The following is a 24,467-nucleotide window of genomic DNA, read 5'->3' on the forward strand; positions in this document are numbered from 1 at the left end:
CGTGACTTATCCCAGCAATTCTTCTTTCAGGCGCTGAAGGCCCGTGATTTCTTTCTGAAGTGCGTGCGCCTGGACAGCTTGCTTCACCCAGATCGGGCTGAAGGCTGCACCGGGGGCAATTGTATCCAAGTGCTTCAACATAGCTTTTGGTTTGTTCGGCACCTTTTTGATTACAAAGGCACTAAGGCTGTCAAAACTGACGTGCAGCGCGCCCTGGTTAGTTCGATCGAGTACCGCAGGGTGCGTCGCAAATAAATCTTTCAGTTGGCCATCAACGTCGGCAACCAGTTGAGCCTTACGTTTCTCGAGGTTTGCCTGTTTGCGACGAGCAATGGCCTGTGCCTCGGCCTCACGAGTCTGAATGCGTGCCCTGCGTTCGGCCGCTTCTTTTTCTTCATCGTCGGAGCTGGCGACGGCAGCAACCACAGCGCCGATTAAGGGTACCAATAACCACCACATAGCAATGTTCTCTCAATCGGATTCAAGGGTTTCGCAGCGGCTGATGCGTTCTCGGGTCGTGCTGACCAACTGGTTCACACTCTGACTAAGCACCAGAAACGCCTGTGATTGTTTGGCTTCGACGGCAGCCAGTGTGCGTTCCCGCTTGGCGATGGCCTTATCGACAATGGCCTCCAACTTACTCAGACGCTGCTTATCTCGCGCACGGCGCACGGCATGCAACTCGCTTTCGGCGCGCTCGACAAGTGTCTTCAAATGGTGGTGCAGCACGTTGATGCCGCTATGTTCGATAAGGGCGGGCTTTTGCTCCAACACGCCTTTGCGGTATGTCGTGAACGAGGCCGGGATCAACGTGCGAGGTGCCTTGAACAACGCCGAGAGGATGGCACTGATTGCGTCCAGGCGATCCTGCCTTTGCTCCGACGCACTTTCGGCATGGGTCAGAACGACCAGTAAGCTGTCTTCGATATCAGGACGCCGATGTTTCAACTCATTAAGGAAGTTGATTTCTACGGTTTCCAGAGTGCCCGTGCCCAGGTTGTGGGCGAACAGGATAATGTCGGCTGTCGCCAAGCCACGCCAGGCGTGCTGGTCATCCTCGTTATTGGCGTCAATACCCGGAGTGTCTACGTAAGTAATCCCTCCATGGGTTAAGGTTTGCACCGTTTTAGTCGAGCGCACTGCTTTGGTTTCGAAGAATTCGTTTTCAAGATGGCCGGTCAATGCATTGAGCAGTGCGCTCTTGCCAGCGTTCATCAGGCCACAGACCGCTATACGCAAAGTCCGGTCGACGGTCTTTCCCTCTTGACGCTCCTGATACAAACGCGCGAATTCAGCTGACTCGCGATTGAGCTGAATCAGCCAATTTTCAGCTGGCATGAAATGTCCTTATTGCAGTGTCGGAAGCGCTGGCGCATCCGGGATCAAACACAAGTTGCCCCCAAGTCATAACGTTCAGCGCGCACCCTAGCGTCTGAACACCTGCAACCCGGATCATCCTCCACGCGATATCACTTTGCCACGCCTTAGTAACCTGTCAATCAAACGCAGATCTACAAGCAGCAATAAGGCGATGGGATGGACACTAAACCGGCCCCTGCCCCTTTCGCAAAAACTCGTTTTCCGCCTCCATTGACTTGTAAGACCGATACACCTCGTACCCTTTCTTGGCGATAACGACGAGGCCAACTGCGGCGAGAAAGTTTTTCAGCATGATCCATACTCCTGTTTATTGGCTGGTTTGAGCATAACCATGCCTCGCGACAAATTGCGTCGCCCCGAGAAAATCCATTTTAAATCGCCGACCCCGCTGTGACGGACAGGCTGATAACTCCATTGAAGGTTCAGTCGTTGGTCGCCTCAGCCTTTTGTTTTGTCGGCCTTCGCCTGGAAATCTTTAAGCGGCAAGCTCACTGGGGATTTACACTCTCCTGAGGACCACGATTCAAAGTGCTTCTCACATCTGTAATGCAAACTCAGTCCCAAGATGAATGATCACCCCCACCAGCCCTCCCACCAATGTTCCGTTGATACGAATAAACTGAAGGTCTTTGCCCACGTGTGACTCCAGTTGCTCCACCAGTTCCTTCTCGTTCCAGGCTTCGATGCGTTCAGCGATGTAGCGGCCGATCTCTGAGCGATAGCGCTCAACCAATGGGCCCGCCATTGCCAGAATCTGGTCGTTTATCCAGGCCTGCATCAAAGCGTCTTCGCTCAATGCGTCACCAAGCTTGCGAGTACCCTCCTCCAAGCGCTGGCGCGTTGTGGAATCGCTTCGAGTAATGTCTTCCTCAAACCAGGTCACTACATCGTCGACCATGTCAGTCAGGTAGCTGTGCAGGGCCGGGTGTTGAACGAGTTGAGCGCGCAGTTGTGCCGCACGCAAACGAAAAGCTGGCTCCTCCTTGAGCTTATGCACCAAGGCTCCCAACTGCTGGTTGAAATGTTTGCGCAACGGGTGTTCAGTGTCGTGGTTGACCTCGCTGATCACGTCAGAGATTCGCTCGACCAACTTTGCCGATGACCAGTTGCCGGCAACGTTGTGCAGAGGCAGTTCCTTGCCGAAAACGTTGAACCGCAAGAACTCGAACTCCGTGGCCAGAACGTCGGCGATGCGTTTTTTTGTCGCTTCGCCTTGCAGTGAAACATCGACTTGATTCAATACGGCGTCGAGTACCTCCTGTGCCCTCCCATCATCGGTGAGCACTTCCAGCAACTGACCACTCATTTTTGCCAAATCAACTTCTTCCAGGCGCGCCAGAGCAGTGCTGCGTACAAACTGGCGCACACGCTCGTCACGCAGGGCGCCAATACCATGCCCAGCCAGCTTGACGGCTAAACCCGACAAGACTGCGGCGTTGTCTTCCTTCGACAGCCATTGCGCCAACCGCCTGGCAGTATCAAATTCGCTGACCTTCTGAAGTACCTGCTCACGTGAAAGAAAGTGAGTACAAATAAAGTCCCCCAGGTTGGCGCCAATACGCGCCTTGTTGCGCGGGATGATAGCCGTGTGAGGAATAGGCAACCCCAAGGGGCGTCGGAACAGGGCAGTAACGGCAAACCAGTCGGCGATAGCGCCAACCATCGCAGCCTCGGAGAAGGCTTTCATGTACCCCCCCAACACGGGATGGGAGTGGATCAACATCAAGGCTGCGACATAGAGCGCTGCCGCCAACAAGAACAACCCGGACGCTATTGCCTTCATCCGCGCCAACGGTGAATCGAGTTTCAACATCAAAAAACCTTAAATGTAAGTACGCAATGGAGGTCGTCGTCACCCGCTTCCGCGACCATTGGCCTCAATTTTTTGTCTGGGGCCTAGATATGAGCCTGCGCTGGATGGACACTCAATGCGTCATCCAAAACACCTGCCCTATAACGTATCAGTGAATAGATACAAAACTTTATTACGTGATAGCTTAACGCCATATCGCGTCATAATGTGTCGCAGGGCTCATTGAATGCTCAATCCCGCCCCTCATCCGCCGATAAAACCATGATCCTCAAGGTCCCGCGGATCCCCTCAGCCAAAGGAAGCACCTGGAATGGATTACCAGTCACTCAAGACACGCCACCGTAACGAACGCGACGCGCACCACCCAAACCTTGCGCTACGGGTTCACCGAGCCCTGAGCTGGCTCAATCGTGCGGAACAGGCAGAGGACGTTGACGGGCGCTTCATCTTCCTCTGGATCGCTTTCAACGCTGCCTATGCCACCGATATTGATGAGCAGCATCGATTGTCCGAACAGGAGGCATTCAAGGCTTTCCTGCAAAAACTTTGTACGCTGGACACCGAGCACCTGATCGAAAAACTGGTTTGGTCAGAGTTTTCCGGGAGCATACGTGCACTGCTGGACAACCCTTATGTTTTCCAAAGCTTCTGGGATTTCCAGAACGGCAAGATCAATGAAGCCATGTGGGAGGAACGCTTGCGTAACGGCAAACGTAGCGCTCATGCAGCACTGGCCGATCGCGATACAGCCAAGGTGCTGGGGGTGATGTTTAACCGCATCTATACCCTTCGCAACCAAATGATTCATGGCGGAGCCACCTGGGACGGCAGCGTCAATCGCACACAATTGCGTGACTGCTCAAACCTGCTGGCAAAGCTTGTCCCCCTGGTGATCCTTCTGATGCTCGACAACCCGAAAACATTGTGGGGCGACGCCTGTTACCCGGTGGTCAAGTCGTAACCCACCTCTCGCTTGCGCAAGGAAAAGCCCATGCCGTCCGCCAAATCGCATTCCACTGTCAGCCGCCAATGGGAGTTGCTCAAGCACCTGCCAAAGCGTGAGTCCGGTATCACCGTGACGGAGTTACTGGCGCGTCTTGAGTCCTCCGGTTTCAACATCAGCCGGCGCACCGTCGAACGTGACTTGATTGATCTGTCGCTGGTGTTCCCGTTGCAGTGTAGCGAAGGCACGCCACAAGCCTGGTACTGGACGCCTGGCGTGAATGTGGAGCTGCAAGGCATTACGCTGAGCGAAGCCTTGAGCCTGACCCTGGTTGCCGACACCATCCGCCCATTGTTACCCGCCAGCATGCTCAGCGTGCTTGAACCGCGCTTTGTGCATGCGCGGCAGAAACTCAAGGGACTGGAGGACGATAACGCGGCTGCCCGCTGGCTGGACAAGGTCGCCAGCGTGCGACCGGACCTAAACCTGCAGGCGCCGGATATCGACCCACTGTTGCTGGAAACATTGCAGAGGGCGCTGATTAATGAGCGTCAAGTGCAATGTCAGTATTACTCGGCACACAACGACAAACTCAGTGAACTGACACTCAATCCATTAGCCATGGTACAGCGTGGGTTGGTGACCTATTTGATCGCCACAGCGCATCCGTATACCGATGTGCGCCAGTTTGCGGTGCATCGTTTTCGCAATGTCGATCAGCTCGATAAACCCGTAGAGGGATTACAGGCATTTGACTTGTGTGAGTACCTGGCCAGTGACGCCTTGCAGTTCGGCACCCCCGAAAAGATTCAGTTTCAAGCTTGGGTTAGTGACCATCAGACGCGGCTGATTCGTGAGACACCATTGAGTGCGGATATGACACTGGAGCCGTTGGAGAATGGCTTTCGAGTACGCTCGACACTGAGCAACACCTGGCAGTTGCACTGGTGGATTTTGTCCCTGGGCGACTCAATGGTGGTGGAGCAGCCGCCCGAGCTGCGGGCTCAGATTGGCAAAACACTGCATCGTGCGGCGGCAGCCTACCGGCCACTGGATTCAGTGGCGGATGCAATAGGTACCGTGGTTTCGCTACAAAACCTGGCAGGCGCGACACAAACCGTCGCACCAGGTTCGTAGGGTAGCGCCACGTCGCTGATCAGCAGTCTATTTTTCCTTATGCAACAACGTGCCAATCACGGTGCGTTGAACCACCAGCGTTCACAAGGAGCGTCAACGTGTCAGAAATGCTTATCACGTTCGGCATGCAACTCGATGGTCAGCGGGCAACACGAGCCAGTAATCGATTAGGGGCGTTGACCGTCGGGCCACAGGGACTGCTGGATATTCTGGAGACCCAGCTGGGCCTAGTGGCACGTCAGCCTTGTGCGGCACAACGTACAGCCACGTACCGCGATTGCCTGGCGCACTGCAATAACCCACTGCGCTTCTATCATGCCAGTTTTTCCTCCGATGAATTGGGGGTGGCTGCTGCATTGCTGGCCTGGCGGGGTGATTTGTATTTGCACGGTTGGGATGGGCGCGTCGGTGCCGACGCCAGCCAACGTCTGAAAGACCTTGCCGAGATCGAGACTCAAGCTCGCGTGCAGGTCGCCCCTTCCATGGGACAGCGCTTGCAAAATGTTGCCAAAGCGCTGGGCTCTCGTCGCCCCCCGATCAAGACCGTGCTGTTGGCTGACGCTTTCGAGCTTTATCCACTGGCCTGGCAAATGGTGCTGAATCTCCTGCCTAACGAGCGCCTGGAGATACCGGAGGGTAAGGCGCAAGGTTTTCTGGGGCAGTTGCAAATGCAATTGCGCCAGAGCATTGCCGGTGTAGAGGTCACGCCCATTCAATGGCAAGAAGATGGCACAGTGCAAGTTGTTCAAGCGCAAACTCGAGCATTGGCCGCCAGCTGGCTGAGCCGCTCACTGGGCCAGGGCACCCCCACCTTGCTGGTGACGGGTGACGAGGGTGGTTGTCTTGATGGTCATTTTATTGGTGCCGGCCAGGCTCGCCATGGCCTCAATGGTAGCAGCAATCTACGCCCTGCCCTGCAGGTATTGTCACTGGCCATGGAGCTGCTTTGGGCACCAGCCAACTACCCGGCACTCCTGCAGTTTTTGACCCACTCGATATGCCCGATTCGTTTGTTTGCACGTCGGCGCTTGGCAACCAAAATAGCAAGCTCACCCGGCCTCGTCGGGAGCAAGTGGGAGGATGCACTGGAGGAAATCGCAGCGCATTACGCTGCAGATGCGCCCGACGTACTTGCCTCGATTGACGAGTGGCTGAATATGCCCACTTTTACGACTGACGACGGCGTGGCGCCCAGTGAGGTGCTGGTACGTGTCGAACGGTTGCTGAAGTTTTTTAAAGCACGCCTGGGGCACCAAGAGCCCGCGCATAGATTCGCGGCTCAGGCAGGTTACGCTCAGTGTGAAGCAGCACTAGACTCCCTCAAGACCTTGCATCTTCAAGGTGTGGAGCGGTTAAAACCGCGGCAGTTGCAGCAGGTCATCGAGCAAGCCACAGCCAGCGGCGTGGATAATCCATTGCTGGCCGCACAAGTCGGCGCCCACTTGAGCGTCTCGCGTCCAGGTGCGGCCATTGAGCAAGCCGACACAGTGATCTGGTGGCACCTGAGCATGCCGGTGTTACCGCCCCTGTCGCCCTGGTCCAAGGCCGAACGCATTCAATTGGCCGATGCCGGGGTGGCGCTACCGGACGGTGCCACACTACTGACTCAAGCAGCCCGTGACTGGCTGCGACCAGTCCTGGCAGCAAACTGCCGGCTGATACTGGTACTCGCGCCACCACGGGAGGAAAGCCACCCGCTCTGGCAAATGATCGAAGCCGTTGTGCAGCAGCCAAAGGTGCATATTCTCGAGGAGCTTCTGCATAACCCCGGCCCGCTTTGCCAAGTCCAAGCATCGGCGCCACTGCCACTGCGCAAACGCTGGTGGCGCCTGCCACCCGACATCCCGATCGAGACGCCTGAGAAAGCGTCTTTCTCGAGCCTCAACCTGTTGCTGTTCAACCCTTATCAATGGTTGCTGCAATACGGAGCCAAGATTCAGGCGTCCAAAAGCCAGAGCCTGAGCGACGGTTTTTTGCTCTATGGTTCGTTGACCCATCGCTTGGCTGAGCACTTTTTCACTCGGCCGGACGCGCTGAGCATGAGCACCACAGATTTTAACAGCTGGTTCTCGACCCACTTCCCCCGTGTGGTACGTGAAGAAGGCGCGGTGTTGCTGATGGAGGGACGCGGTGCCGACCTGGCAACACTGCGCCATCGTGCGCTGCGTGCTTTGACTCGACTGCGATCGCACTTTCTCAATGCTGGCATCACGGTCGTAACGTCTGAGCAGGCGCTGGCTGGTCGTTTCGAGGGTGGCGCATTGGGCGGCTCTGCTGACCTGGTATTGACCACTGCGCTAGGACATCGAGCCATCGTCGACATGAAGTGGTCGGGGGGCAAGAAATACCCGGAGCAGCTCAAGGCAAACCGCCATCTGCAGTTGGCGATTTATGCCGAGTTGCTTCGTCAGGACAGCGGTTCATGGCCTTCCGTAGCCTATTTCATCCTTGAGTCCGCGCGCCTGCTAACCCCGGATGACCAAACCTTCAGAGATTCAGAGCAAGTGCCGGCCAATCCGCCAAGCACAATGCCTCAGCTGTGGCTCAGTTTTACCGAGGCCTGGAAGTGGCGGAAGGCGCAACAGGCAGAGGGGCGGTTTGAAGTTGCGCTGCAAGGTATTGAAGAGGATGAGGACTCGATCCCTCCCGATCAGGCGATGCTGATGGAATACCTTAACGAAGCCTACAACGACTACCTGGCCTTGGCCGGATGGGAGCAATGACAATGTCGACCACCGCACACATCACATTTATCAGTGCTGGCGCCGGCAGCGGCAAAACTCACCGGCTTACTGAAATACTGCACCAGGAGTTGCTTGATCAGCAGGTCCAGCCTTCGGGTGTGATTGCCACGACCTTTACCCGAAAAGCCGCTGCCGAGCTGCGCGAGCGGGTCCGTAGCCACCTTCTCAAGCAGGGCCAAATCAATCTAGCCACAGCCATGGGCCAAGCCCGTATCGGGACCATCAACAGTATTTGCGGGCAATTGCTTGAGCGTTTTGCATTCGAAGCAGGCATGCCACCCGAGCAACGTGTGTTGGAAGAAAACCAGGCAGCCCTGCTACTGAACAAAGCGGTTGACCGGGTCCTTGATTGTGAACGCCTGGATAATCTACTCGCCGTCGCCCGACGTCTGGGCCTTGAAGACACCAATCAACAAGGCGACTTTGCTAATACCAACTGGCGCGATGAGTTGCGCAAGCTTTTGAGTCAGTTGCGCACCAACGACATTGATCTTGAACTGTCCCGTAGTTTTGCTGACCGAAATGCCAACGACATGCTGAAGCATTTCCCCAAACCGACCACAGCCGACTTGAACGGCGAGTTGTTGCACAGCATTCCTAAGGCACTGGATCTGTTACAGGCAGCTGGCAGCGATAAAAAGAACACTGAAGCCTACATAACGTTGCTTACCCGCTTCCACTATGAACTGCAGCAAGGCAACGCGCGCTGGAGTGATTGGGCAAAACTGGCGAAGGAAGCTCCTGAGGCAAAGCTCAAGCCATTGGTAACAACCCTCTCTGAAACCATTGGCCGCTACGCCGAACACCCGGATCTACATGGCGACATCCGCGCCTACCTCGAACAGGTTTTCGGCCTGGCCATTGATGTATTGAACGTGTACGAACACAACAAACGTGAGTTTGGCGTACTGGACTTTGCCGACCAGGAACATGCCTTGCTCAAGTTGCTGGACAACCCAGCCGTGGCGCAGGTGCTCGAGGATGAGCTCGATCTGATCATGGTCGACGAGTTCCAGGACACCAGCCCGATGCAGCTGGCGATATTCCTCAAGCTTTCACGCTTTGCCAAAAAGGTTTACTGGGTCGGGGATATCAAGCAGGCGATCTATGGTTTTCGGGGCAGCGACTGTGCGCTGATGCAAGCCATCCTCAAGGCATTGCCCGATATGGGTGGCAAGAAACAGGTATTGCCTAACTCTTGGCGCTCACGTACCGAGCTGGTCGAACTGGCGAACGATGTATTCAACAAAGCCTTCGCCAACAGCCTGGAAACAAAGGACGTTGAGCTGATACCGACCCGCACGGATCAACTACCCGGCCCAGCCTTCGCCAATTGGGTACTGGACGGCAAAAATGCCGAATTGCAAGTCAACGCGTTGGCCGAGGGGATTGGCCAACTACTGGCTAGCCGTTATCAGGTATTCGATAAACCCCGCCAGGAAGCCCGAGCGGTACGCTTGGGCGATATCACTGTGCTTTGCTACTCCCACAGTAACGTTGCGAAAGTAGCAGCAGCCCTCGCTACTCTGGGCATCCCCTGCTCCACAGCACAACCAGGGCTGCTAGCAACCGCAGAGGCAACTCTGGCACTGGCGTGTTTGCGCCGATTGAACGACCCGGCCGATACCCTGGCAACGGCACAGATTATCTCGTTAACCGAAACCGAAGGGCCGGAAAGCTGGGTTGCCGAGCGCCTGCGCTACCTCAATGCAGGACACCCCAAAGCGCAGTGGCGTGAACTGAGCCTCGGCGAGTTTTTGCAACACCCGCTTGTGGCGGCCGTTGCACAACTGCGCACAGATCTGCCAGTGCTGACACCAGTAGAGGCGTTGCAACGCCTGATCGCCGAGTGCGATTTACCCTCGCGTGTTACCGGCTGGTCAACCTCGACAGCGCTGGCGCAAAAGCGCTTGGCCAACCTTGATGCATTGATCGATCTGGCGCAGCAGTATGAGGATCTCTGTCGAAATGGATTAGGGGCGGCATCCATCTCCGGGCTGTTGTTGTGGCTGGACGAAATCGCCAACGCCAAAAATGATGCACTGGCCACTCCTGCGCTGGATGCCGTTCAAGTGATGACTCATCACGCCAGCAAAGGTCTGGAATGGCCGGTCGTGATTTTGATGGATCTGGCACGCGATATCAGCGACCGGTTATGGTCAGTCTCGGCTCAGTCCAATAGCGCATTCGATCCACATAAACCATTGCATGACCGCTTTATCCGCTACTGGCCATGGCCGCTGGGCAAACAGAAAGCGGTTCCGTTGAGCGAAACGTTCGAACAGACCGCCATGGGCCTGGCGTGCCGGGCTGAAGCCGTTGAAGAAGCAAAGCGCCTGCTCTACGTGAGCATGACCCGCGCCCGAGACCTGCTGGTCATTGCCCGTTCGAGTAGAAAGATCACAGGAGAGTGGCTCGACACTGTCCAGGCACCCTGGTTGATGACGCCTCCCGGGCTGTCGACTTTGAAGCTGCCGAATGGAAAAGAACTGCGCGCCGATTGCCAAACGCTCACTGCCAGTGATTCACCTGTGCCCGTGGCGGTGATTGAACAGAATCTGCACTGGTTTGCCCCGGTACAAGCGATCCAGCCTCGTTTGCCACTGGGCTTCCAACCGTCCAGCGGTGGCGCTCGCACCAGCACCGCAGCCCGCAATACATGCCGGATCGGCACTCGCATCGCCTTCCAAGGCAGCCCGGAAATGAGTGTATTGGGAACGGCCATTCATGCCAGTTTGTGCCTTTCATTCACTGACCCCAACTTCCCCCTCACCTTAGACGAAGTGCAGGACCTGTTGCAGAGCCACGCAGTGCACGAGCACGTGAATGCCAGTCAGGTCATCGCACAGCAATTGGCCTTGCACGCCTGGATCGAATCCCGCTGGCCAGAGGCCAAAGCCATGGCTGAGTACCCGGTGCAACAGTTGCTGCGCTCGGGTCAGGTGCTCAATGGTCGGATCGATCTTCTGCTGGACACAAAAGATGGCTGGGTGCTCATTGACCACAAATCCAACCCGGCGCCCGAAGCCCAGTGGGAGCGATTGGCCGAGGAACATGCTGGTCAGCTTGATGCTTACGCCCAAGCGATTGAGGCGGCATCGGGTCGGCCTGTCATCGCCGCATGGCTCTTTCTGCCGGTGGCCGCGGGAGCGATTCAGGTTTTTTAGCCGCCGACGTGATTCCACATTCGCGTAAACGACCAATCACGGCGGTCGGGTTGATCTCGGCCGCTGACATCACAAGGAAAAAAGCATGACGCTGTATGAATCAATCCTGCTGGAAGTGCGCAACGGTGCGCTGAGCGAACCCTTTGAAGTGCAAGAACTGACTAGCGAACGTCGTCGGGTCATGTGCTCTATAGAGCAGAAGCTGGTTGAAAAATATCGTATCGGATTCGAGTTCTTTATGGAATCGACGATCGGGACGACCATCGCCAACTACGCGCAGGACGAGCAGACGGGAGCCGGCGGCTACAATGTCGAACAGGGTGCCGAAGCAAAGTACCTGCGAGTCAAGCCTGGCGTATACAAAGTAAAAGAACTGAATGGTCCGCTATAGCCGCCAGGCAAAGTTTCAGGCTCAGGGCTAACCAAATAATCGCTTTACTTTCGCCACGGCCACTTCCAGGGCCGTGGCTTGTTCCATATTTACATCCCGACTTTTACAACGCGGGCAAACCTCAGGACAGTCTTCGAATCGCAAGACATCACTGAGCGGGATAACCGTTTGGCTCCAGCCACAATCTTTGCAACGCATGGTGAAAGGACGCACTGGCCTGACCATAGAAACCCCTCAATCTGTTGGCACTTATTCCAGACTACAGCGTGTTGCGACAAGATGAGTCGTTAGCCGAAATCAGATCCGAGCCTAGCGATGCCGTTCATTGACAGGATGTCTTAGAAACCTCGAGCAATATAGCCTCGCGTCCATAGATGCCGGCAGTCCTTGCACTCGAAATCCTGACTCACCTCATGGTCTGTCACGGTCACCTGCCGCGACTTGCGCTGCCCTGTCAATCTTTCGATGACAAGATGCTCCACGGATCGGACTTGATAAACCGCCTCATGAGAGCGGACCATCTTTATCGCTCTATGGTGACAACTGGGGCACTCTTTGTTTTTCTGGTGTTCGATCCAAAGGATCTGAAGATGGGGAATTAGCCAGCTTGAGGCGCTGAGCACTCCAGCGATGATCAACTGGTCCGCCGACTTGGCCGAGAACGTGATGATCTCGAACGCGCCAAGCACGCACAGCTCACCAAAAAAACTGCCCCAGAGTACAGCCCAGAGCAGTCGATACCTGCACAATTGCCGATAGCTCGACTCTCGTCTGGCAATCTGTTCAGCGAACGTTGTGTCTTCTGTCCGTACAGCTACGCCACTGACGGCTGACAAATACTCGTCACCATCGAAAGCGTTGTTATAGAACTGCTGAGCCTGCAACTGTAGCTGGGCACAAAATTCGTCCGGAAGAACCGTATGCTCATTTTTCTCGTCAGATTGAAGCTTGAGCTTCAGTACTTTGGCATCACACAGGCAGCGAAGAATCTTTTGAGATGGCTCGATGAAAAACATGCCGATTTCGTAGAAGCTACCCCCGCGATATTCGCTGCTTCTGTTTGTCTGGTACTTCAAGTCAAACCGTTGACGGTCGACCAATAGGGTCAATTGAGATGGTAACCAGCTGCCTGAGCGAGTGGTCTTGATCTCCACATCAAGAATCATGCGGTCTGAAGCAGGACGGATATTGCGGCGCCATGAGAAGGTAATCTCATACATGCCGGAGCGATGCCGGCAGTGGCGCAGGTGCTCAATCGTGGTGAGGCCATCGAACTCATCCCGTTCGACGGACACAAAATCGGACTTGATGTCCATCAAGCCCCCCCTTTCTGACTGATACACAGTTGATGTTCGTTAAACACCGCATCCTTAATGATCACTGGACTGCCGGGTGTTTACGTTCCTGTGTTCGGGTTCTTAGCGCGAGCCTTTGCCAGCATCTCGTCCAGCTGAGCCAGCAAATCGTCTGCGCTGATCTCGACAAACTCCCCGCATGATGCGGCCAAGATCTTCTCGGCAAATTCAGCGCTGTACTCCGGGTGAGGGTAGCCCGGGGCAGCTTTATCGATTGCTGTGAAGCACCACTCGCCGCCCACTTCCTGGCCCATAAGGCTATCGGCCTCCTGCAGGCCAAATAGCGTGGATTGATACTTCGCATCACAAAGATTTGGGCATGCCTGCATCACGGCCTTTCTCAAGTCACCAGCGCTGATGCCGTCAGCGGCGAGCTGCATAATCAAAGCCTGCAACGGATTCATGTCGCGCATCCTGCACCTCACTCATTTAGAATGACCTCCCCGTCAAGCAACGAAAGGAAGTTGTCGATCAGGTCTTAAGCCGCTAAAGCTAGACGCTGATCACCCAGGTCGTAGCCAATCATGAAGAGTGCAGCCTCCAGGGCACGCAGCGGGTCATTCGGAGTGGGCACCAAATGGAAGCGGCTGCCGGCGGCGCTTGGATGCGCCAGGACCGCACTCAGCACCCAACTGGCGCGCATATTCCACATTGCGTGATGATGGCCTGAGCGCAAGACCTTGAACTTGAGCCCGCCGGCACCAGGGTCGCGGCGCTTGGGAGCGAGCGTATTCTCTCCTTCCTTGGCAGCGGCCCAAGGGAAGCACAGCCCTTCAGGAACCTTAGACAATCCGTATGCAAGGCAAAACTTTACGACCATCCAGCCCAGACTTGCGGCAACGCGGCTGTCGTAGATGATGAAGTCTTTGCAGAGCAAGGAGTACACCTTGGTCATCCCAGAGTTGAAACGAAGGTTTTTCGAACGCAAGACAGGTGCATGGCTGTCGCCGGCGACTATCGCAGCTTGTACGTCTTGCAACATGCGGCCAAGCCCGAGCTCATTCTTCTTCAGCCAATCCACATTGTGGGCAGTTACACCCCCCCAGCGCATCACGTCGACGGCTGCATCTAGAGTGCGCGAGTCGCTCCCACAAGCATTCACCAAGTCCTGACGCAGGGCAGACAAAGCGATACCGTTGCTGCTGGAGCAAAACCCTCGATTGAAGCCTAAGCGGGCATTACCCGGATGGTTCCAACGGTAGTTTTCGAAGGCGTTGTACAGGCTGCTACATGACCATTTCTCATCAGTCTTGCGATTGACATATTGATGATTAAAGTGCACTTGTGAATCGAGCTCAGTGGCCAGCCAGCTGATGAACCCAGAAACGTCAGGAAGGGCTAGATAGGTTTGGTCGTTCATGAAATGCTCCTGTGGGCTGACACATGTAGTCGCAGGATTGCTTGTCAGCCAGTACATAGTCCCAGCAGATAAACCCACTTTTTGTCCCTGAGCTTCAGCAATGATAAATCATCACCGACGCCGTACCGCTTTGCGCAAAATTCTTCAACGCGAAGGCAAGTCCCTGTCGACGGCGGATATCCACACTGAACTATGTCGGTGGTTCAATGATTTCAGCCTCCATGTAAAAACCACACTGCGAGACCTCGAAGCTCTGACCGAAGCCGAGTTGGTAACTCAGGGTGAAACCGGCTCAGATAAGAAATCAAAATATTGGAAAACCGGTCGGGGCAGCTTCGACTTGACGCTCTCTCCCACAGAGGCAATGACGTTGGCCGCTATTTTCGACCACGCAGAGCGCTTCGGCTTCCCACCACATACGGTACAACTGACCAAGCTACGCGAATGCGCAACCACGGAAATAACCAAGCACTCCAAGCGGACTGTCGCCTGGACGCAGCAAATCACTTCGGGGACCCGTTTTACGCTGCTCAAACCCGGTAAATATGACCCTGCGCATCTCGACCTTATCCAAGGGGCGATTCTGGACGATGCTTCGCTTGAGGTGACCTACCTTCCAAGAGACGCCGGAGGCGTTGAGTGCATTTACCTACTTAAACCCTTGGCACTTTCCTATCAGGATTCAAACGTCTATCTGTCTGCCTACGTGCTCGAGGAGCAGTGGCCGCAGTCGGATCCACCCGCGTCAGACACCTACCGCGGCAAGTACAGCAGTAACGGCCCCAAGTCGATGTGCGCCCTCATGCTGCATCGAATGGTAGAGGTCAAGACGAGTTGGCAGAAAATACCTGGCCCGGCCAGCTACGACTTCAACTCCTTTGAGGTCCAAAAGCACCTCATGACGATACACGGCGAAAGTCCCATCCAACTCAAACTACGTCTTAGCCCCAACCTGCACAATCGGCTTACCGAGAACCCGCTGGCTGAAGACCAGGTTGTAGTGCAATACGCCGACGACCGATGGGACTTGAGCTGCACCCTCCACGACACCCAAGGCTTGCGCCTGTTCCTGCTCAGCAATGCTGGGGACATTGAAGTGCTCGCCCCTCCAGTAATACGAGCACACGTGCGCGAAACGCTTCGTCGAGCAGCGAGTGTATACGCGGGCGATTAATTGCCCGGACCGCAGATCCGATGCAATTGCGTAAGTGCTTTGGACATGGCTACCCAAACGTGCTGCCACTGACCAGACATAGGCATTCGGGATGTCGGGTGGACGCCTGGAAGGCTGAGTTTCATGGATTTTGCCCATCCGCCAGTCAAAATGATGGCAATGAGCCGCACTGGGTGATTGAATCCACGCGAAGCGCCAAACATCCCATGCCTACCCAGCACCCGATTCGAGATCGTAAATCATGGAAGAACTTTGCTTGGACTCACACAGTGTCGATTTGACTGCAGCAACGCTGGCTAGCAAATTCGTAGGCGATATTTCTGGTGTTTTCAGGGTGCCTGGATACCAACGTGGCTACCGTTGGGACACTACGGATGTGGACCGCCTGCTGAACGACATCTGGCAGGCGTTGAAAACCGCAGAACTGGACCAGCCCTATAATCTACAGCCCATTGTGGTCAAACAGCATTCACGAGGCTCTACGGCGCAAACATGTCAATGGGAATTGGTCGATGGGCAGCAGCGCTTGACCACGATCTACCTGATACTGCTCTACATGCATAAAACGGGTTTGAACAAGGCCCCGCTGCCCTATTCACTGCACTACGAAACCCGCCCAGGGAGCGCAACATTTCTCGAAAGGCTCGGCGATGAGGAGCTGGAAGACTACGACAGCAACATCGATTACTTCCATTTGCACAGGGCTTATCGCTGTATTGGTCAGTGGTTCGATAAACACGGTGCTCGCACTCAATTCGCGGCCAACAAATTCTACGAAGCGCTGTTCGAGAAAGTCGCGGTGATCTGGTATCAGGCCCCCGAAGACATGGATGCCACGGCCCTGTTCACTCGATTGAACGTCGGCCGGATACCGCTGACGGATGCGGAGTTGGTCAAAGCGTTGCTGCTGTCCAGGATCAAGGTCGAGCATGCCGATCGAGCCGCCGAGGTCGCCAGCCAATGGGACATCATCGAGCGCGATCTCCATGCCCCCGAGCTGTGGGGTTTCATCTGTGGCAATTCGCCGAAGGTTACCGACCGCTACCCGACCAGGATCAGCCTTTTGCTCGATTCGCTGGTATCCGGCAGCCAGTCACGCAAGTCGACCCGCTACCATACCTTCGAGTCTCTGCGGCCGGATATCGAAACAGACCCACTGGCATTCTGGCTGCAGGTTCTCAACCTGCATGACCTGATGCTTGGCTGGTTCAACAACCGCAACCTGTTTCATAAGGTGGGTTATCTGGTACTCACAGGGACGGACTTCGGAGAACTGGCTCGTTTGTCCGCAAACCAGAGCAAACGTCAATTCGAACAGGACCTGGATCACCGCATCCAAGATTCACTGAGCCTCAAAGCTTCGGACGTGGAAGCGCTCAGCTATGACGACCGAAAGCACTACGACAAGTTGCTGAACCTGCTGTTGCTGGTGAATGTCGAAACCATGCGCCGGGTGCCACACGCCAACCAACGCTTCCCCTTCCACATGCACACCGATACGGCATGGTCGCTGGAGCACATCCATGCGCAGGATGCCGAGAACCTGACCAAGGCCGAACAATGGCAAACCTGGTTAAGGCTGCATTTGACCGCGCTCAGTGAGCTGGCGCCCGATACCGTCCCGCAACAGTCGCAGCTGTTTGAGGAACTGAAGACAGCGCTTGAGCAAGTCGGCACGGCGCAGAACTTTGGCAACACCTTTCAAGACCTGGCCAGTCGTGTCGTCGCCGCTTTCAATGCGCCCGACGAGCAGACTGCCTCTGCTCATGGCCTGCACTCCATCGCCAACCTAGTCCTGCTGTCGAGGTCGGACAACAGCCTGCTGAGCAACGCGGTGTTCGAGGCCAAGCGGCAAATGCTTCTGGATGTAGACCGAAAGGGAGGCTACATACCGGTGTGCACGCGCAATGTATTCCTCAAGTACTACACCCCGGCGAACGCGCACCAGAACCATTTCTGGGGCCCTCAGGATCGCAATCATTACCTCGATACAATCCTCGAGATCGCCAAGCCCTATTTCCTGAACGAAGAGAAAATGGCATGAACCACACACTCACGTCGTACATTTCACTCTTCGACAAAAACTTGCAGGCGACTCATCGAATCCAAAGAATCGAAATCCCGCTGATCCAGCGCGACTATGCACAAGGCCGTCATGGCGCATCGGTGGAGCGAATCCGCAAGGACTTCGTCGACGCCTTGCATGATGCCGTCATGCATGACGACCGTCCCATCAGCCTGGATTTCATCTATGGCGATGTCGTGGACGGCACCCTCTATCCCCTGGATGGCCAACAACGCCTGACCACGCTGTTCCTGCTGCACTGGTACCTGAGCTGGCAGGCCGGCGAGCCCATCGAAGGGCAAGCATGGCGCAACTTCACCTACGCCACCCGCGCCAGTGCCCGACAGTTCTGCGAGGCATTGGCCAACTATCGACCACCCGCCGGCGAGACCGATTTGAAGGGTTGGATTGTCGATCAGCCCTGGTATTTTCACGGGTGGCAACATGACTCCAGTATCCGAGCCATGCTGGTCATGCTGCAGGCGCTGGAACAGCGTTTTGCCAGCGCCAGCAGCGAAGCATTCGCTGCTGCCTGGGAACGTCTTGCCGCGACCGACCATCCGGCAATCAGCTTCCACCTGCTGCCGGTGGTGAAGAACAAGCTCAATGACGATCTCTATATCAAGATGAACTCTCGCGGCAAGCCGCTGACGCCGTTCGAAAACTTCAAAGCGCATTTCGAGACGTTGCTCAAAAGCGCCTGTCCTGCACAAGCCGACGATTTCGCACACAGGGTTGATACCGTGTGGACGGACGTCATCTGGGCTTACAAGGACGCTGATCAGCTTATTGATGATCAATTCATGCGCTACTTCCGTTTTGTGTTTGACCTTTGCGCCTGGCGCGAGGGTAATCGCGCCGACAGCAAGGCCAGCCTCGATCAGTTGGCACAAAGCCTGTTTGCCAGCGACCAAGCGAAGGCGGTCGAGCACCTGAACTACCTGTTTGCAGCCTTCGATATCTGGGTCGACCTGGACACGAGTGATGCCTTCAACACCTGGCTGCGTGCAGCCGACGCTCGATCCCCATCGGCCCTGCTGCTGTTCAATCCTCTGCGCACCCAGCCCGGCCAGAGCCGCATCGACCTCTTCGGTGGTTGCTGCCGGCATTACGGGGATTCCGAGTGGAGTCAGGCTCATAGCCTTCTGCTCTACGCAGTGCTGCTGCATCGCATGCACAACACCGCTGATTTCCCTGAACAGTTACGTATCGTGCGCAACCTGATCGAAGCGTCCGGTGGCGGTGAGATGCGCGCCCAGAACATGCCCGCCTTATTGGAAGATGTACGCCGTGTCATAGTCGACGGAACCCTGGACGGCGTATCGACCTTCAATCAGAAGCAGATCGCGAACGAAAAGGACAAGATCAACCTACTTGCCGCCCACCCGTCGCTGCGAAAAGCGGTCTACCAACTGGAAGACAACAGCGTGCTGCACGGCGCACTGGCCGTGTTCGACCTCGACCCAGCTCTGGACCCTGCAATTTTTGCCCAACGTGCCTTAGCGTTTCTTACCTTGTTCGAAGATGCTCACTGTTGGCCACAGTTGACCGGCGCACTGCTCTCGCTGGGCGATTATTCGCGCAAGCAGGATCGTTATGGCGGCTACCGATTTTTCGATTTCGGCTCGCCGCGCAGTGAAGCAGTCTGGCGGGATCTGCTTGCGAGCAGAAAGAGTCCCGAGTTGGTACAACCCCTTACCGAACTACTCGATCAGGTCGCGCAAAGCGGTAACGATCTCGCCGTACTCAAAGAGATTCAGCAGGCGTTCCTCACCGCGTGCGAACGCGACCACGTGCTGGACTGGCGTTATTACCTGGTCAAGTACCCGCGCATGCGTGAAGGTAACTCGGGCCGCTATGCCATCAGCCAACGTGGCTACAGCATTTGCATGCTGGACAAGACAGTCATGCGCAGTTACTACCGCGACCCCTATCTCTCGGCGGTGGCGACCACGAGCGGCTTGAAGGTTCCAGACAACAACCTCTGGTTTTATGGATACGAAACCCTGCGTCGCGGGCTGGAACGAACGGGTGGTACTGTCACCATCGAAAGTGTCGACGACGGATGGAAACTCGAAAACTTACCTGACGACCCTGAACTCGCACGGAATATGGAGGACTTACGTGCAAGCTTCAACATCGGCAGTGACCAGATATATCGAGTGCCACAGGAAAACGGCATAGATGCTACTGACCGGATCATACAGGGTGCCAAGTTGCTCCTTGCAATGGATGAGCTCGGTCTCTAGCGGCAGGATCGGCTCAAGGGTTAGCCGGTTTCTGATTAGTAAGACTGTTGACGATGGTTGTCCAAATGTCGGCTTTGCCAAAAGCCGACATCTGCCCCCGACTGATCAGGGACAGACCGGCTTGAGTACCAGTTTTCGAAATACTGGCTTGATCCATTGATTCACCATTACAATTCCACTCTAACCAAGGAGTGAAATCGGATGGCGTTTTACATCGAAAGTGTGGGTGAGGCCGTGATTAGCCTTCAAAATGAGGAGTTTCGAGTTGACTCCGACACCTTGAAGCAAGGTGATACTGTTCAGACAAGTCAACAAGCCTATGATGAGGACGACGTCGAATTCGAAACTTCGTTCTTCGCTATATCGCGGGGTGAAAACACCGAAGAAAAGCAGCTCTTCACATGGAGGGTGGAGTACACCCAACACTTCAGCACTGGCAAGCTATTTATTAACGCCACTGAATGTGTAACTCCAGGCGCGCTAATGATAAAAGACCTCAGCTTCAGTGTAGCCGTAGATGAAAATGAGTAGTTAAAAGGAAGTTTTCACCGGGCGCTTTACTTTAAGCGCCCATAGCCTCAGCCATTACATGCACTAACGATGGATGGGCGCACATCTACATCGAATCTATTCAATGTGACGAGCCTCGAGAAAGCTTACTTTGCCAGTCGCTTCGAGCTTTGCCTGACTACCCGGTTCGGGCCTGCCTCCGAACACCAGAAAAATCGACCTCCCACAACGCTTATCATGCGACGATCTCAGCTCAAGCAATGCGACGTGATGGGTTCACGCTTGCCCTGCCTCCTGAGACCATCTGACTGGCTCCACCCGCCCTCACTGCTGCGACAGGCACGGGAACTCTGCCAGCTGCAGGACGAAAACATCCACCGTAAGCAGTTGGTGATCGGCCTCGCCCTAATTTGTCATATCCTTCTGGTGGTGATCAGAAAAAATCTGAAGACAGCTAGTCGTGTCGATGTCAGCTAGCCCCCCCAATAGAAAATTCGCGAAAAGGAAAAGATCGCAGCCAATACAATCAGAACTGATCAGACTTGACAGGTTTCAACGCGACGAAGCCCCGAATGGCCCTTTAAGAGCTTTTTGCTAACGGTGACCCAACGGTGACCAAAATGATCAAATCCCAGAAACAACAAAGCCCGGTGGTTTCCGAACCGGGCTAAGTCATTGAATAATATGGTCGGGACGGAGTGATTCGAACACTCTACCCCTAGCACCCCATACCATCACCGGCAGACTCCTGCTGCGCGTTCAGAAAATCCATTGAACGTCGACCGCTCTGCGCCATGTATGCTTCTGGCCTAGGTGGAGCAAAGCCGACCTCTAGGGCATCTAATAAATCCGCCCAATATTGCATCATCCTACGTCTCGGCTCGACGTATTCTGCATGATTGTATGCAGCCCGAATTTGGTTGGTATCAGCGTGTGAAAGCTGCGCCTCAATCCACTCTTCTACAAAGCCAACCTCGTTAAGCGCCGTGGAGATGGTAGCCCTGATGCCATGACCGGTGAGCCTTCCTTTGTAACCCATACGGCTAATCGCGGTGTTAAGGGTATTTTCACTGATCATTTCCTGCGGTTCGTATCGGTGAACCAGCAGATACCGCGCACCGCGCGCCCTTAACTGCATCAGCCGCTGCACAATTGCAATTGCTTGGGTAGACAGCGGAACCACATAAGGTGGGATCTCATTCCCCTGGGTTCGAACACGACTCCGGAGTTGCTTGACACCCTCCGGCGGCACCAGCCAGATCCCCTTGTCGAGGTCGAATTGGTCTGGCGTCGCCGCCCGTAGCTCTCCTGTACGTACCCCTGTCAACAGCAATAGACGAATACCAAGCCGTGTCGCTTCTGCACACCCATAGTGGGTTACGGTCCTGAGCAGTCCTGGAAGTTCATTTACCTGGAGGAAGGGATTATGGCGAACTGGCCGCGGCGTCTCGGCAACGATATCAAGATCTGCTGCTGGGTTCACATCAACGAGCCCTTCCGCCATGGCAAAACGGAAGATCTGGTTGAGCCAGGTGCGCACCTTCCGAGCAGAGACCAGCGCCCCTCTGCGCTCAATTCGCCTAATGAGCTCCAGCACGTCACCACGAGAAATATCTGAGATCGGAAGATCGCCCAAACACGGCAGCATGTCCTTCTTCAGGTATTTGCTCGCTTGCCCTGCACTGCCCTTCTTACTTTTCGTCAGCTTTTTACTTCGGAACTCATGCCAGCGACCAGCAACCGCTTCAAACGTGTTGTTGGCGGCGTGAGAGGCTTTTTGGCGCTCGGCGCGACGATGTGAGCGGGGATCGATATTGTTGGCCACCAGCGCACGTGCAGCCTCTCTCCGCTGGCGAGCCTCCTTGAGACTGACGTCGGGATAGATGCCAAGGGAAATACGCAATTGCTTGTCATGCCAATAGAAACGGAAATGCCAGCGCTTCGAACCCGTCGTGGGCACTTGCAGAGATAAGCCATCCCCATCAGTTAACGTATAAGGCTTGCTGGCGGGCTTGGCTTGCTTGATCGCTGTATCTGTCAGAGCCATCAGACACCTCCTTTTGCATCAAGGAGGGGAATACAACCCAGCGGTAGACGGACCAATACGAAAATTGATGCGTAAGGAATCGTAAAAGGCTGTGCCAGCGGTGTACTTAAATGTGTACTTAAAAACCGTGGCTGGAGATGGATTCCAGTGGAATTCAGAAAACGAAAAAAGCGGCTCAAGGCCGCTATTTCCGTAGCTTCCAGGCGTTCAGTGGGCCTTAGTGGAAGCAAATATGGCGCAGCGGACGGGACTCGAACCCGCGACCCCCGGCGTGACAGGCCGGTATTCTAACCGACTGAACTACCGCTGCGCGTAGCATTGGACGTAATGGTGGGTGATGACGGGATCGAACCGCCGACCCTCTGCTTGTAAGGCAGATGCTCTCCCAGCTGAGCTAATCACCCTTTACGTTCGGTGCGGGGCGCATCATATACGAAAAATCCGCAATGTGTTGATTTAAATGCAATTTATTTGAAATATCTTTTCGCCGGCAGCCAACAGCCCGCAAACCTGCGCTTTTAGCGGGTAAACGCGAGTCTATTGCGTTTACCCTGCCCCGGGGCCACAATTAGAAACCATTCTCAATAACACCTGAGCCACGCCTATGTCTGTGGGTGAACCGCCATTCCAACGGGAAATAACCCAGCTCTACAGCGAGCATCATGGCTGGCTGCTCACCTGGCTGCGGCGCAAGCTGGGCTGCCGGCAGAATGCCGCCGACCTGGCACAGGACACGTTCGCACGTATCCTCAATACCCGTGAATCGGTGGCGACGATCCGCGAACCCCGGGCCTACTTGAGCACTACCGCGCGGCGGCTGATTATCGACCACGCCCGGCGCAAACAGATTGAGCAAGCCTATCTGCAAGAGTTGGCCCTGACGGTGGACGCGCTCGAAGGGTTCCAGTCACCGGAGCAGATCCACACCACCCTGGAAGCCCTGGAACAGATCGCGTTTATCCTTGAAGGCATGCATGAGTATTCGCGCCAGGCGTTCGTGCTGTATTACCTCGAAGAACTGACTCAGCAGCAGATCGCCCGGCAACTCAAGCTCTCGGAACGCACCGTGCGCAAATACCTGATCCTGGCCCTGGTGCATTGCGGCCACAGTATGGACACCTGAGCCACCTATGCCCGACGCCCGCCAACAGATCGAAGAACAAGCCGCCGAGTGGATGCTGCGCCTGCATGAAGGTGAGCTGAGCGAAGCGCAGCGCCTGGCGTTCGAGTGCTGGAAGCAACAAGGCCCGCACTACGCCGCCGCTGCCGCACGCATGGAGGCGGTGATTTCGCGGATGCAGGCCCTGCGCGGGAAAAAGGCACCGGCACGGGCGGCGCTGAATGCGGCGTTCGCCACCCAGCAATCGCGCCGCAGCAAACGCACCGTGCGCACCCTGTTGCTGCTGTGCAGCCTGGCAGTGCCTGCGGCGGCGCTGTTGGTCAGCCCGTATCCGCAGCGCTGGATGGCCGATGTGCGCAACGGCCCCGGCCAGTGGCAGACCCTGCGCCTGGCGGACGGCTCGGCACTGAGCCTCAATGGCATCAGCGCGGCCAACCTGCATTTCGACGCCACGCAGCGGCGCATCGAACTGCTGCAAGGCGAGATCCTGGTGGAGGTGGCCCACGATCAGGCGCGGCCGTTTATCGTGCAGACCGCCCAAGGCAGCATGCGCGCACTGGGCACGCGGTTTGTGGTCAAGCGCGAGGGCGACAGCACCGTGCTGAGCATGCTCGAATCCCGCGTGGCCGCCCACAGCGCCGATGCCCGGCAGACCCTGGAAGTCGCCGCCGGCTCCCAGGCCCTGATCAATGCCGACAGCGTACGCCTGACCGGCAGCATCGACCCGTCCAGCATCAACGAAGCCTGGCGCCGCCATCAACTGGTGGTGGAAAACCGGCCATTGCCCGAGGTGCTGGATGAAATCTCCCGGCATCGGTCCGGCCGCCTGCAGTTTGATCGCGCCGCCCTGCAAAGCCTGCGCGTGTCGGCCGTGATCCCCCTGGATGACAGCGACCACGCCCTGCAACTGCTGGCGCAAACCCTGCCGATAACTGTGCAAACCTATACCCCCTGGCTGGTCGTGGTGAACCCGGCCAACACCGCCAATAAATAATTATTCGCATTTGCTTCC

The 24,467-nt window shown here is 55.8% G+C and carries 18 protein-coding genes and 2 tRNA genes; 11 read left to right on the plus strand and 9 right to left on the minus strand.

Translation table 11 applies throughout. The annotated features are described in order from the left end of the window. Nucleotides 1–6: 6 nt before the first annotated feature. From HBO05_RS12500 to HBO05_RS12510, 3 genes are all read right to left on the minus strand, one after another. Nucleotides 7–459, minus strand: a complete 453-nt coding sequence (locus tag HBO05_RS12500) for a hypothetical protein (RefSeq protein WP_170037964.1) — start codon at nucleotides 457–459, stop codon at nucleotides 7–9. A gap of 12 nt (nucleotides 460–471) precedes the next feature. After that, nucleotides 472–1,338 carry a GTPase gene (locus HBO05_RS12505; protein ID WP_169864276.1) on the minus strand — a complete coding sequence of 289 codons (867 nt, stop codon included), beginning with the start codon at nucleotides 1,336–1,338 and terminating at the stop codon, nucleotides 472–474. A 577-nt stretch (nucleotides 1,339–1,915) separates the two neighbouring features. After that, nucleotides 1,916–3,193: a DUF445 domain-containing protein gene (locus tag HBO05_RS12510; RefSeq protein ID WP_169864275.1), complete on the minus strand. Its 1,278-nt coding sequence runs from the start codon at nucleotides 3,191–3,193 to the stop codon at nucleotides 1,916–1,918. A gap of 310 nt (nucleotides 3,194–3,503) precedes the next feature. On the opposite strand from HBO05_RS12510, the gene HBO05_RS12515 reads away from it, so the two are divergent. The 5 genes from HBO05_RS12515 (at nucleotide 3,504) to HBO05_RS12535 (ending at nucleotide 11,575) form a co-directional block, all read left to right on the plus strand. Further along, entirely contained in the window at nucleotides 3,504–4,154 is a 651-nt protein-coding gene (locus HBO05_RS12515; protein ID WP_169864274.1) for a HEPN domain-containing protein, read from the plus strand. A gap of 30 nt (nucleotides 4,155–4,184) precedes the next feature. After that, nucleotides 4,185–5,273 carry a WYL domain-containing protein gene (locus tag HBO05_RS12520; protein ID WP_169864273.1) on the plus strand — a complete coding sequence of 363 codons (1,089 nt, stop codon included), beginning with the start codon at nucleotides 4,185–4,187 and terminating at the stop codon, nucleotides 5,271–5,273. 107 nt (nucleotides 5,274–5,380) lie between these two features. Then, nucleotides 5,381–7,996: a PD-(D/E)XK nuclease family protein gene (locus tag HBO05_RS12525; RefSeq protein ID WP_178123929.1), complete on the plus strand. Its 2,616-nt coding sequence runs from the start codon at nucleotides 5,381–5,383 to the stop codon at nucleotides 7,994–7,996. Between the two features lie 2 nt (nucleotides 7,997–7,998). After that, the gene (locus HBO05_RS12530) at nucleotides 7,999–11,184 is read left to right on the plus strand and encodes a UvrD-helicase domain-containing protein (protein ID WP_170037960.1); all 3,186 of its coding nucleotides are present in this window, start codon (nucleotides 7,999–8,001) and stop codon (nucleotides 11,182–11,184) included. Between the two features lie 85 nt (nucleotides 11,185–11,269). Next, the gene (locus tag HBO05_RS12535; RefSeq protein WP_047227866.1) at nucleotides 11,270–11,575 is read left to right on the plus strand and encodes a hypothetical protein; all 306 of its coding nucleotides are present in this window, start codon (nucleotides 11,270–11,272) and stop codon (nucleotides 11,573–11,575) included. Between the two features lie 338 nt (nucleotides 11,576–11,913). On the opposite strand, the gene HBO05_RS12540 is transcribed toward HBO05_RS12535, so the two are convergent. The 3 genes from HBO05_RS12540 to HBO05_RS12550 form a co-directional block, all read right to left on the minus strand. Further along, the gene (locus HBO05_RS12540; protein ID WP_170037958.1) at nucleotides 11,914–12,891 is read right to left on the minus strand and encodes a hypothetical protein; all 978 of its coding nucleotides are present in this window, start codon (nucleotides 12,889–12,891) and stop codon (nucleotides 11,914–11,916) included. 80 nt (nucleotides 12,892–12,971) lie between these two features. After that, nucleotides 12,972–13,334, minus strand: a complete 363-nt coding sequence (locus tag HBO05_RS12545) for a hypothetical protein (RefSeq protein WP_233097144.1) — start codon at nucleotides 13,332–13,334, stop codon at nucleotides 12,972–12,974. Between the two features lie 74 nt (nucleotides 13,335–13,408). Next, nucleotides 13,409–14,290 (minus strand): hypothetical protein, encoded by an 882-nt coding sequence (locus tag HBO05_RS12550; protein WP_169864271.1) that lies wholly within the window; start codon nucleotides 14,288–14,290, stop codon nucleotides 13,409–13,411. A 100-nt stretch (nucleotides 14,291–14,390) separates the two neighbouring features. Here HBO05_RS12550 and HBO05_RS12555 point away from each other — a divergent pair, with 100 nt between their 5' ends. The 4 genes from HBO05_RS12555 (at nucleotide 14,391) to HBO05_RS12570 (ending at nucleotide 20,309) form a co-directional block, all read left to right on the plus strand. Next, nucleotides 14,391–15,464, plus strand: a complete 1,074-nt coding sequence (locus HBO05_RS12555) for a WYL domain-containing protein (protein ID WP_169864270.1) — start codon at nucleotides 14,391–14,393, stop codon at nucleotides 15,462–15,464. A 241-nt stretch (nucleotides 15,465–15,705) separates the two neighbouring features. Next, nucleotides 15,706–17,508: a DUF262 domain-containing protein gene (locus HBO05_RS12560; RefSeq protein ID WP_170037956.1), complete on the plus strand. Its 1,803-nt coding sequence runs from the start codon at nucleotides 15,706–15,708 to the stop codon at nucleotides 17,506–17,508. Then, entirely contained in the window at nucleotides 17,505–19,778 is a 2,274-nt protein-coding gene (locus HBO05_RS12565) for a DUF262 domain-containing protein (RefSeq protein WP_170037954.1), read from the plus strand. Before HBO05_RS12560 ends, HBO05_RS12565 begins: the two co-directional genes overlap by 4 nt. Before the next feature lie 201 nt (nucleotides 19,779–19,979). Next, a complete protein-coding gene (locus HBO05_RS12570) occupies nucleotides 19,980–20,309 on the plus strand; it encodes a hypothetical protein (protein ID WP_170037952.1) in 330 nt (109 codons plus the stop codon). A gap of 697 nt (nucleotides 20,310–21,006) precedes the next feature. Here HBO05_RS12570 and HBO05_RS12575 read toward each other — a convergent pair. The 3 genes from HBO05_RS12575 to HBO05_RS12585 form a co-directional block, all read right to left on the minus strand. Beyond that, nucleotides 21,007–22,335, minus strand: a complete 1,329-nt coding sequence (locus HBO05_RS12575) for an integrase arm-type DNA-binding domain-containing protein (RefSeq protein ID WP_042558340.1) — start codon at nucleotides 22,333–22,335, stop codon at nucleotides 21,007–21,009. 233 nt (nucleotides 22,336–22,568) lie between these two features. Beyond that, nucleotides 22,569–22,645, minus strand: a tRNA-Asp gene (locus HBO05_RS12580). An 18-nt stretch (nucleotides 22,646–22,663) separates the two neighbouring features. After that, a tRNA-Val gene (locus HBO05_RS12585) sits at nucleotides 22,664–22,739 on the minus strand. Nucleotides 22,740–22,939: 200 nt separating this feature from the next. Here HBO05_RS12585 and HBO05_RS12590 point away from each other — a divergent pair. Both HBO05_RS12590 and HBO05_RS12595 read left to right on the plus strand, forming a co-directional pair. Then, the gene (locus tag HBO05_RS12590; protein WP_172312786.1) at nucleotides 22,940–23,458 is read left to right on the plus strand and encodes a sigma-70 family RNA polymerase sigma factor; all 519 of its coding nucleotides are present in this window, start codon (nucleotides 22,940–22,942) and stop codon (nucleotides 23,456–23,458) included. A gap of 7 nt (nucleotides 23,459–23,465) precedes the next feature. After that, nucleotides 23,466–24,449 carry a FecR family protein gene (locus HBO05_RS12595; protein WP_169956843.1) on the plus strand — a complete coding sequence of 328 codons (984 nt, stop codon included), beginning with the start codon at nucleotides 23,466–23,468 and terminating at the stop codon, nucleotides 24,447–24,449. The last annotated feature ends 18 nt before the right edge of the window (nucleotides 24,450–24,467 follow it).

Origin of the sequence: Pseudomonas sp. WS 5079 (genome assembly GCF_012985465.1) — a bacterium.
Lineage (GTDB): Bacteria > Pseudomonadota > Gammaproteobacteria > Pseudomonadales > Pseudomonadaceae > Aquipseudomonas.